Annotated in this window: 5 protein-coding genes and 1 riboswitch; all 5 genes read right to left on the bottom strand. The window is 38.7% G+C overall.

Annotated elements, in window-relative coordinates; translation table 11 throughout:
* Positions 1-157 precede the first annotated feature (157 nt).
* Positions 158-234: riboswitch (cyclic di-GMP riboswitch) on the top strand.
* 120 nt (positions 235-354) lie between these two features.
* The gene (locus CD03_RS0103700; protein ID WP_027292482.1) at positions 355-972 is read right to left on the bottom strand and encodes a recombinase family protein; all 618 of its coding nucleotides are present in this window, start codon (positions 970-972) and stop codon (positions 355-357) included.
* Between the two features lie 145 nt (positions 973-1,117).
* The gene (locus CD03_RS37705) at positions 1,118-1,261 is read right to left on the bottom strand and encodes a hypothetical protein (protein WP_156042758.1); all 144 of its coding nucleotides are present in this window, start codon (positions 1,259-1,261) and stop codon (positions 1,118-1,120) included.
* 34 nt (positions 1,262-1,295) lie between these two features.
* Positions 1,296-2,528, bottom strand: coding sequence for a fibronectin type III domain-containing protein (locus CD03_RS0103690; protein ID WP_027292481.1), 1,233 nt, complete (start codon positions 2,526-2,528; stop codon positions 1,296-1,298).
* Positions 2,529-2,787: 259 nt separating this feature from the next.
* Positions 2,788-11,343: a leucine-rich repeat domain-containing protein gene (locus CD03_RS0103685; protein WP_027292480.1), complete on the bottom strand. Its 8,556-nt coding sequence runs from the start codon at positions 11,341-11,343 to the stop codon at positions 2,788-2,790.
* Between the two features lie 272 nt (positions 11,344-11,615).
* Complete coding sequence (locus CD03_RS0103680; RefSeq protein ID WP_027292479.1) at positions 11,616-11,990, bottom strand: hypothetical protein; 375 nt, start codon at positions 11,988-11,990, stop codon at positions 11,616-11,618.
* Between the last annotated feature and the right edge of the window lie 51 nt (positions 11,991-12,041).

The following is a 12,041-nucleotide window of genomic DNA, read 5'->3' as shown; positions in this document are numbered from 1 at the left end:
TGCTCCCTCCGATTTTATAAATATTGCCTATAACAAAGGCTTTTCTTTTATTCATTCTAATAGGTTCCTGGAAATTACTGGTGATTAAATCAGACTTTTTTCTTCAGATGTGATAGAATAAGGCAAGTAAGAAAACTGTAACAAAAGAATACGTGATATATGACAATAGCAAAACAGGCGAAAGCCTGTGACGCAAAGCTATCAGGGTCTGTAAAATGACAGCCAGCTGCCGACTTCCTTCTTGGATTATGCCTGCATGCTGGCTGTCATTTTTATGTATTTTTAGCTGGGGAAAAAAGTCTACCTTTTTCTCCAAAAACAATATATTTTCGACAATATATTACAATTAATTTATTATAGGGATTCATTCAATTGATTGCTTTGTAAAGCCCATTTAAAAAAAGTTTTATGATCTACTTCTAATCTTCTGGCAGCTTCCCTGCCACTGATTCTATTTTCAGACCATTGTTCATATACGTTTGTAAAATCAGCCGGTAGCTCTTTACTGGGACGACCGAACTGTACTCCTTTTACCTTGGCAACTTCAATTCCTTCCTTTTGCCTTTGCCGGATATTCTCTCTTTCTATCTGAGCAACATAGGACAAAATCTGTAAAACAAGGTCTGCTATAAAGATACCTGTTATATCATTTTCTTTAACTCTTGTATCTAACAGAGGAAAATCAATGACGACAATATCGGCTTTTATTTCTTTCGTTAATCTGCGCCATTGGCATATTATCTCATCATAATCTCTTCCCAGGCGATCTATCGATTTTACATATAATACATCTCCAGCCTTTAATTTTTTTATTAGCTTTTTATACTGCGGACGATCAAAGTCTTTACCCGATTGTTTGTCTTCGAATATATGACTTGATAATATACCAGCTTTTTCCATAGCTGCCAGTTGACGGTCTGTGTGTTGATCTTTTGTTGATACGCGTACGTATCCATATTTCTGGCTTTTCATTGCATTCCCTCCATTTGTGAATATTCATGAATTATTATGCCACAATTTTCATATTTTTGAACTGGAATATTTTTTTAAATTAAAAAAGCAGAAAGAATTGTGTATATTTACAATTCTTTCTACCTTATTGAAAGTATAAAATCAACTAATACTTTTTATTAATCATTTTTAAGTACGCTTCCTGTTCCCAGTCATCAATGATGATATCATAATGGGTATTAATTTTAATACATCCATATAGCATAATTATAAATCCAATTAATATCATAATCCCAAATGCTGCCGCCATTTTCTCCTCCTGTCAATCAGACTACGCAACAGGTTTATCTGTATCGAACCTGATAAGTGTAATTATCACTGCTTCTGTAAGTCTTACTTCCAACTTTCTTATTTGCTACTACGTAAATATAATATGTTCTGCCTTTTTTCAGCCTGCTGCTACCATATTTTTTAATTATAGTTTTTGTTGATTTTGTTGTTGTGGCTTTTTTATAACCGGAATTACGTTTGCTTGAAATGTATACAGTATAGTTTGTTGCTCCATTTATCTTGTCCCAGGAGGCCTTAATTCCCGTTCCGGATTTTTTACCTTCCACCTTTGGTTGAATTGCAATGTAGGAGGTTGACCAGGAACTATACTTCTTACCTGTTTTTAACTGAATATAGGCACGTACTTTTACTTTATAAAAGTCTTTTTTTATGTTTGAAAATGTATAGCTGTTAGTGTTATAGTTTATAACTTTTGTGGATCCTATTTTTTTGTTTTTAGCAGAGTATAAAGCAATTTCGTAACCATTTGCGTTTTCTGCTCTTTCCCATTGAATACTTGCTTTTTTGATATTTGCGTATCCATAATCGGTAAAAATATTCTTTACACTTGACGGTACTGTTTTTACATCATAAACTGTTGTACCATAGCTGGCCACCGCTGTATAACCGCCTGCGCTCCGTTCCGGATATACTTTATACTTATAAGTTCCGCCTGCCTTTAGATTATTAATGGTATAAGTATTTGCTGCCGTCTTTCCTATATAGATCTCCTGATTGCTTTCAATCTGATATACATTATATCCGGTTGCTCCAGCTGATTTATCCCATTGCAGTGTTACACTTGATGTACCGGCATTTGTCTGTATTACTTTCTGATATGGAATCTGAACCGGTGTAGTAGCAACTGCTATTCCAGCTGACCATGGTCCATATATCTTATTGGGGTATTGATTTTCATAAGCCCTGACTCTAAAGTAATATGTCATTCCGGCGGTAAGTCCGCTCTTGCTGCAATCCAGACTTGTCATCGTATAGCCAACAGAATACCAGTTCCGGTTGTCTTGTGAATATTCTACCTCATATCGGATGCTGCTTCCCATAACCTGATTCCAAACGACCTTGGCAGATCCTTCTGATGCATATGTCTGTCTCAATCCTGAGGGAACGCCCGGTGCAGCCAATGCTGACATGCTAAAAAACAAAGCAAGCAGAAATCCCAACACCATTATGGCTCCAGCTCTTTTATATCGTTTTGTGTGCAGATTCATTTTATTGTAATCATACATTTTCATTTCCCTCCTTAAATCTTTTCTGAGGGTAGTTTATCACAGATTCATTTCTGAAATACCAGACTTGTCCTGAAATGCCTATTTATCTGCATGAATTGTTTTTTTCAATATATTCTAATTCTTTTAACCCTTAAAAACAGAATTTCAGTGCAAAAAAACTTCTTTCCAGTCAGAGGATATTTGACAAAAAGATCCGCTGTATTTGTGTACAGCGGATCCCTTTAAACATTTGGAGAATTTATTAATATACTAAATTTTAGCTTCTCCAGGGCTTTACATTAATTACTAACTCTGCCATGGCGGTCTGTCCGGCCTGATTAGTTAACCGATATAAAATAGTGTAACTTCCGGTATTATAGCTATAGAATGTATCGCCCAAAAGCCGTTCACCATTCAATGTACATATGACTTTACTCTTTAAGTTCGGACCGTCTTTTTCATCACTGGCTGTTTTTATGAAATCTTTCAAATATACGCGTTTACCAGGAGTGATGCTTAAATTATCCGTAGATAATTTAAGAACAGGAAGTTGCTTTTTCGCTTTTACAATAATGTACATGGATTTCTTAACGGTGATACCATACTTATTTGTCAAAGAATACATTACTTTATATTTACCTGCCTTATCAGCTTTAAACTTCATATTCTCTGACAAATTTTCTGAGCCTACTTTGCATTTTACTAATTTCATAGCATTTTTACCGCCCTTATACTGCAATGCTTCTTTGATATACTGATTCAGATTTACTGTTTCTCCGGATTTAACCGTAATCTCAGTTTTCTTTAAGCGCAGAACCGGACTTGCAGGTTTAACTACAACTTTTAACTGCTTTTTCATAGTACCTTTCTGATATGGCATTTTAAAGGTAACTTTGAAAGTTCCTGTTTTTGATGCTGCAAAGTAATTCTTTTTGATCATTTTCTTTTTATCTGCAATGAATGTTACTTTATCTTTGATATTCTTTCCGTTGGAATCCTGAGCCACAGAGATTAGAGTTCTTAAATCTAATTTCTTACCAACTTTGATTGTTACTTTACTCTTTTTCAAAGTAAGCTTTGCATAATCAGGTTTCGGACGATCTTTCACCTTTACCAGCAGATATTTTGTTACATTCCCTGCTGCATGTGGCAATGTTATGGCTACTCTGAATTCCCCTGCAATAGGAGAGCAGAATATTTGTCCATTAATCAGGAACGATGGCAATACCGTATACCTCAAACTATATCTAAGATCCTGGTTTGTGGAGTCGGTGGCAACTGATACCATCTGTCCTAACAGCAGATTGTCTCCCACAAAAATCTCTGCCCGATCTTGTTTCAATACAAGCTTAGGATTTTTTGGTTTTTCCTGCACTTTACGATAACAAAATGCTGCGGACTGCTCATATCTAACATTCTGTAAATGAATCTTAGACTGGCTTATCACCTCGTATCCTTTAATAGATGGAGCATTGATGACGATACTGCTTCCTTTGTCAATTTCATACACCATTTTATAAATGGACTGATCAACTAAATTACTAATATTATGATCGTACTCATCAAAAACTTTTACATATATCTTCACCTTCTCTACCGGTATTACCTTTTGTTTATAATAGAAAGTTACAGATTGATCTCCTGTAATCGGTGAAATCACATAATATGGCTGACCGTTTACGTTGTAACCATCAATGGACGGTGCATAGATCTTTATGCTGTCCCCCTTAACCGCTTCTATTTCCAACGGTGATACAGACTGGTCAACCAGACCGGATAAATCTTTGTTATTCTCATCTTTTACCAAAATGTGAATTTTAACTTTTTCAACCGGTTTTTCCTTTTCTCTGTAAATAAATTCTACCGTTTCATCTCTGACAATTGGATAAAACAGTTGCACATCTTCGCCTGTCACTACATAACCATCTATGAATGGAGCTTCTATTCTGACCTCACTGCCTTTTTCCGCTTCCACCACTAATGGTGTAACCGACTGGTCTACCAGACTGCTAAGGTCTCTTCCCTGCTCATTCTTCACAAGTATGGTGACAAAAACTTTTTCCACCGGTTTTACTTCTTTGCGGTAAATAAATGTGATCTCTTCATTCTGAAGAATCGGTGAGAAGTCTTTCACTTTATCTCCCTGAATTTCATACCCTTCCATTTCCGGATACTCTATTCTCACATTACTTCCCTTTTCTGCTGTCCTCGCCAATGGATAAATATCCTGGTCTATAAGACTGCTTAAATCATTTCCTGACTCATCCTTTAAAAGAATTGTAATGTTTACTTTTTCCACAGGCTTCTCCGCTTCTTTATATTCAAAGACCACGGTTTCATCCTGATAAATGGGTTTAAATTCTTGAAAGCTTTCTCCCTGGATTTTGTATCCTTCAATTACAGGAGCAGAAACAATCACATTACTATTTTTCTCCACTGACTGATGCAGCGGTGTTTCTTCCTGATTTACAAGACTGCTTAAATCCCTGCCCTGTTCATCTATCGGTATAATGATTATATTTACTTTTTCTACCGGCTTTACTTCTTTTGCATATGTGAATACAATGTTCTCATCCTGCTTAATTGGTGAAAAATCTTTAGAACTTTCTCCCTGAAGAACATACCCATCAATCTCAGGCGCTTCTACTTTCACATTGCTGCCTTTTTCCACTTCCCAAACTAATGGTCTGTCTTCCGTGTTCACAAGGCTGCTTAAATCATTGCCCTCTGTATCCACAGGAAGAATGGTCACGGTAACTTTTTCTGCAGGTTTCACTTCTTCCTCATAAATGAATTCTACTATTTCATCCTTTTGAATCGGGAAGAAATTAATATTACCCTTTCCCTGTAGTTTATATCCCTCAATTACAGGTGCCGTAACCGTAATATCGCTCCCTTTCTCCACTTCTAAGGATAAAGGATTTACGTTTTGATCTACCAGATTACTTAGATCTTTTCCTGTAGTATCATTTACGTGGATGGTAACCATTACTTTTTCAATTGGTTTTATTTCTTCCTGATAAATAAACTCTACCGTCTCGTCTTTCGCGATTGGATTGAATTCCTGGAAATTTTCTCCCTGGACTTTATATCCGTCTATCACTGGTGCTTTTACTCTTACGTTGTCACCTTTTAGTGCCGAAATTACCAGTGGTGTTGTTTCCTGATTTACCAGATCGGATAAGTCGTTTCCTGCGCTGTCCTTTACCTTAATTGTGACTTGCAGCTGTTCCTTGTACGTAAATGTTACTGTCTCGTCTTTCGTGATTGGATTGAATTCCTGGAAATTATTTCCCTGGACTTTATATCCGTCTATCACTGGTGCTTGTACTCTTACGTTGTCACCTTTCAGTGCCGGAACTATCAGTGGTGTCGTTTCCTGATTTACCAGATTGGATAAGTCGTTTCCTGCGCTGTCTTTTACCTTGATCGTCACGCTCAGCTGTTCCTTGTACGTAAATGTTACCGTCTCGTTTTTCGTGATTGGATTGAATTCCTGGAAATTATTTCCCTGGACTTTATATCCATCTATCACTGGTGCTTGTACTCTTACGTTGTCACCTTTCAGTGCCGGAATTACCAGTGGCGTCGTTTCCTGATTCACCAGATTGGATAAGTCTTTTCCTGCGCTGTCCTTTACCTTAATTGTGACTTGCAGTTGTTCTTTATACGTAAATGTTACTGTCTCGTCTTTCGTGATTGGATTGAATTCCTGGAAATTTTCTCCCTGGACTTTATATCCATCTATCACGGGTGCTTGTACTCTTACATTGTCACCTTTCAGTACTGGTATCACGAGTGGTGTTGTTTCCTGATTCACCAGATTGGATAAGTCTTTTCCTGCGCTGTCCTTTACCTTAATTGTGACTTGCAGTTGTTCTTTATACGTAAATGTTACTGTCTCGTCTTTCGTGATTGGATTGAATTCCTGGAAATTTTCTCCCTGGACTTTATATCCGTCTATCACTGGTGCCTCTACTCTTACGTTGTCACCTTTCAGGGCTGATATCACGAGTGGCGTTGTTTCCTGATTCACCAGATTTGACAAGTCTTTTCCTGCGCTATCTTTTACCTTAATCGTCACGCTCAGCTGTTCCTTGTACGTAAATGTTACTGTTTCATTTTTGGTGATAGGATTGAATACCTGGAAGTTTTCTCCCTGAACTTTATATCCATCTATCACTGGTGCTTGTACTCTTACATTGTCACCTTTCAGCACTGGTATTACCAGTGGTGTCGTTTCCTGGTTTACCAGATTTGACAAGTCTTTTCCTGCACTATCCTTTACCTTAATTGTGACTTGCAGCTGTTCCTTGTATGTAAATGTTACTGTCTCGTCTTTCGTGATTGGATTTATTACCTGGAAGTTTTCTCCCTGGACTTTATATCCGCCTATCACTGGCGCCTCTACTCTTACGTTGTCACCTTTCAGCACTGGTATTACTAACGGTGTCGTTTCCTGATTTACAAGATTGGATAAGTCGTTTCCTGCACTATCCTTTACCTTAATTGTGACTTGCAGCTGTTCCTTGTACGTAAATGTTACTGTCTCGTCTTTCGTGATTGGATTGAATACCTTGAAACTATCTCCCTGGACTTTATATCCATCTATCACGGGTGCTTGTACTCTTACATTGTCACCTTTCAGTACTGGTATCACGAGTGGTGTTGTTTCCTGATTCACCAGATTGGATAAGTCTTTTCCGGTGCTATCTTTTACCTTGATCGTCACGTTCAGCTGTTCCTTGTACGTAAATGTTACTATCTCGTCTTTCGTGATTGGATTGAATTCCTGGAAATTATCTCCCTGAACTTTATATCCATCTATCACGGGTGCTTGTACTCTTACATTGTCACCTTTCAGTACTGGTATCACGAGTGGTGTTGTTTCCTGATTCACCAGATTGGATAAGTCTTTTCCGGCGCTATCTTTTACCTTAATTGTGACTTGCAGCTGTTCCTTGTAAGTAAATGTTACTGTTTCATTTTTGGTGATTGGATTGAATTCCTGGAAGTTTTCTCCCTGGACTTTATATCCGCCTATCACTGGCGCCTCTACTCTTACATTGTCACCTTTTAGCACTGGTATCACGAGTGGCGTTGTTTCCTGATTCACCAGATTGGATAAGTCTTTTCCTGCGCTATCCTTTACCTTAATTGTGACTTGCAGCTGTTCCTTGTAAGTAAATGTTACTGTCTCGTCTTTCGTGATTGGATTGAATTCCTGGAAATTATCTCCCTGAGCTTTATATCCATCTATCACTGGCGCCTCTACTCTTACATTGTCACCTTTCAGCACTGGTATCACGAGTGGTGTTGTTTCCTGATTCACCAGATTGGATAAGTCTTTTCCTGCGCTATCCTTTACCTTAATTGTGACTTGCAGCTGTTCCTTGTACGTAAATGTTACTGTTTCATTTTGGGCGATAGGATTGAATACCTGGAAGTTTTCTCCCTGGACTTTATATCCATCTATCACTGGCGCCTCTACTCTTACGTAGTCACCTTTCAGCACTGGTATCACGAGTGGCGTCGTTTCCTGATTCACCAGATTGGATAAGTCTTTTCCTGCGCTATCCTTTACCTTAATTGTGACTTGCAGCTGTTCCTTGTACGTAAATGTTACTATCTCGTCTTTCGTGATTGGATTGAATTCCTGGAAATTATCTCCCTGAACTTCATAACCATCTATCACTGGTGCTTGTACTCTTACATTGTCACCTTTCAGCACTGGTATCACGAGTGGTGTTGTTTCCTGATTCACCAGATTGGATAAGTCTTTTCCTGCGCTATCTTTTACCTTGATCGTGACTTGCAGCTGTTCCTTGTACGTAAATGTTACTGTCTCGTCTTTCGTGATTGGATTGAATACCTGGAAGTTTTCTCCCTGGACTTTATATCCGCCTATCACTGGCGCCTCTACTCTTACGTTGTCACCTTTCAGCACTGGTATTACTAACGGTGTCGTTTCCTGGTTTACCAGATTTGACAAGTCTTTTCCTGCACTATCCTTTACCTTAATTGTGACTTGCAGCTGTTCCTTGTACGTAAATGTTACTGTCTCGTCTTTCGTGATTGGATTGAATTCCTGGAAACTATCTCCCTGGACTTTATATCCGCCTATCACTGGTGCCTCTACTCTTACGCTGCTTCCCTTTGTAACTTCTCTATTTAAAGGTGTAACATCTTGGTCTACAAGTGCACTCAAGTCTCTTCCATCTGCATCCTTTACCTGAATTATTATATTCACTTTTTCTTCTACAGGATTTCTGGTGTAGGTGAATTCCACTGAACGATCTGAAGTTACTTCATTCAGAGTGACTTGACTAGCTCCTTTTATGGTATAACCTTTTATCAGAGGCGCTTGAATAGTTATGGATCCGTTTTCTTCTACTTCATAATTAAATTGATAATTCGGATCTGCTGCCAGTTCTGTCAGATCTGTACCCGTTCCATATTCTAATGGTACTACCTGAATACGATGCAATCCCTTTGCATAATGGAATACAACTTCACTATTCTGCGTAATTTTGGAAATAGTTACGAATCCATCGGCTGCCGATATGTTTCCTCCGCTTCCCTGTACGAAATCACCGATCGGGGATGCCAGTGTATATCCTGCGATACCCGGTAATTTAAATCGGATTGTTTCATCCGGGAATACTTCGTAGCTGCTCTTGAAGCTCTTTGGCCATTGGCTGGTTAAATCCTCTCCCTTGGAATTTCTGGCTGTCAGTTTGAGTGTATGTCCGGTCTGTACTCCATCGCCTACGCTGACGTAAAGTGTTCCGGAATATTGGTACAGCTTCTCTCCCTGGGAATTATAAATAGATTTTGCATCAAAAGTAATGGTATACATATCTCCTGGTTTTGCATTATCCCAGGTAAATGTATAGGTATTATAGTCGTATTTGCCACCGCCGGAAATGGTATATTTATCAATCGGCAGCTTTCCGCCATGATATTGCAGTGGGTTAGTTAATACTGCTTTTTTTGTACCTGAATTATACTGTGCTGTTACTTTAGTTGTCTGTCCCTTTAACACTGTACTGGATGGTACAACCTTGCCTTCCCAGGATTCCGGTATGTTTAAAATACGGTTGCCGGATAAGTTTACGGATACGCCAACTCTCTGCTTAGCATAAAATCCGTTGAGCGCACCGGGACTTCCATCCTCCCCCGTCCATTCTCCTAAGTCCTCAATTTCACAATTTGATAAATCCAAAGAAGCCACTGTGGCTTTCTTAAAAAGTGAAATATCCGGAACGGTTTTGAACTTATTGTTACTCAAATCAATTGCTACCTGCCCCATCCAGCTGCTTCCTTCCAGCTCAGAAATTTCCTTCGGCAGGGAGGTCAGCTGATTACCCTGTAGAAATAACTGCCCCAGAGACAGATTGCCGATTGATCCCGGTATCTCTGTTAAATTATTTCTCTGTGCATGAAGAATACCCAGATTTTTCAACTGTCCAATAGAGTCCGGAAGCTGGGTAAGCTGGTTTCCTTCCACGTAAATTGCTGTTAATCCGCTCATTTCTCCGATTTTATCCGGCAGAGTTTTCAGCTGCTGCTGTCCTGCTTTTAATTCAGTCAGGTTCGTCAGGTTTACAATGGAATCCGGCAACACGCTGATCTGTCCGATATCCGGCAGGACAACTTCCAGATCCAGTTGTGTCAGTGCTGACATACCGCCAATATCTGCCGGAAGGCTCTTCAGATTTAAGCATTGGCTCAAATCCAGCTTCGTCAGTTTTTTCAGTTTCGTAATTGATTTTGGCAGGGAGGTTATGGATGCCCCTGTTAAATTTATCTCTTCCAGCTCGGTACAATTCCCAATACTTTCCGGAAGCTGTGTTATCCCGACTTCTTTATCCAGGTCATTATAATATACACTGTACGTGGATAAATATTTTAGTTTTGACAGCTCTCCAATACTTTCAGGGATCTTGCATCCCGTCGGGAGAAATAGTAATTCCAGCCTCTCCAGATTTGCAAGGTTAGAGATCTGTTCTGGTATTTCAGCATAATTTCTACCATACAGGGACAATTCTTTTAAACTTCTACAGTTAGTAAGTCCTCCCGGAAATTCATCCATTACCACATTTGCAGCATTGAAAATTTCCAGTTGCTGCAGTTTTCCCAGTTCTTCCGGAAATATAACTCCTTCTCCGTCAGAAATTTCAACAGACTGTAAATTTACCAGGTTTCCTATTGATTCCGGAAATGTTATATTGCTCATCGTCTCCTGAATGTTTAGACGCCTGAGATTTACTAAATTACCAAATTCCTGTGGTATTACCGTTTGTTTACTACTTCCTAAAGTACCGGATCCATTCAGTATCTCAAGTTCTTCAATCTGAGTAGCCAAACATAATTTAGCCGGAAAATTCCCCTTGTAATAGGTGATCTTAAGTTTTTTCAGGGATGGAATCTCAAACATTTCATCTGGCGTATTATTAAAAACGCTTTCTGTTGTTAACGCCTGAAATTCAATTTCTTTCAGATTCCTGAGATTAGCCAGTTCTTTTGGCGCTTCCCAGGGGTTTTTCCCACTTCCGGGAACCGTTTTGATCACAAGTGTCTCAATCGAATCAAATTGCGCCTGGGTAAGCTGTGAAGGCGTGGGCTTCGGCGAACCCACAATCTGTTTTGCAATTAATGTAGTCAACCAGTTTTCTGTTGCAGGATTGGATACCGGATTGATATCCGCTACATCCCAGAAGCTTTTTTGAGATGGAGCTGCAAGTGTATCCGTTTTCATCAGACAGATTCCGCATACAAAAACTGCCAGAAAACAAATTAACACTATTAATTGTCTCTTTCGGTTTTCCATGTTTCTCTCCTTTTCTTATGTAATGCTCAACTTACGGTTTCATGTAAATACACTCATATAATCATCCCCTTTGATTAAAATTTATAAAATCACCTGCATAGATCACAGCAAAATGACTGCAGCAGATGAGTTTATCAATACGCCGATCCCACACTTCAAATTTTCCCTAGTGCCTCCCGGCGTTGATACAACGGAAGGCACCAACAATTTTCATACCCACTCAAATCTATAGAATCCGGCAGATATTTTACCGGTTATTTTCAAATTTAAATTTAATAATAGTCTTTTGCTCCTAAAATATACAGACCAGGTAATAATAGCCCCAGTATACTCGTCAAAATATTATCTCCCGACAGCAGCACTCCGACAAAACCTAATAACTGCAGGATAAACATGATAGTTCCCAGTATTCGGATAACATTCATTCTGTCATCCCGCCTGTTAAATACTAATCCTAAAATACCGGATACCATCATAAAAATAGCATAGCCGCTGTATATAAATAACGTTGTTAAAACAATTTTTGATAACAATCCTTCTGCAAATAATCCAATTCCATCAAACAGCACAAGATGGTAAACCAGGGTAACCCCGCCCATAATAATCATGAGAATACTGGTAATTTTTAATAATATTCTGCTCTCCATATAACCTTTTCTCCTTTGTATAACCGTATTATTATAAAAGGCACTATAATT

Source organism: Robinsoniella sp. KNHs210 (genome assembly GCF_000686105.1).
In the GTDB taxonomy this organism is placed as follows: domain Bacteria; phylum Bacillota; class Clostridia; order Lachnospirales; family Lachnospiraceae; genus Robinsoniella; species Robinsoniella peoriensis.
This window is presented reverse-complemented; position numbering and strand designations above follow the sequence as displayed.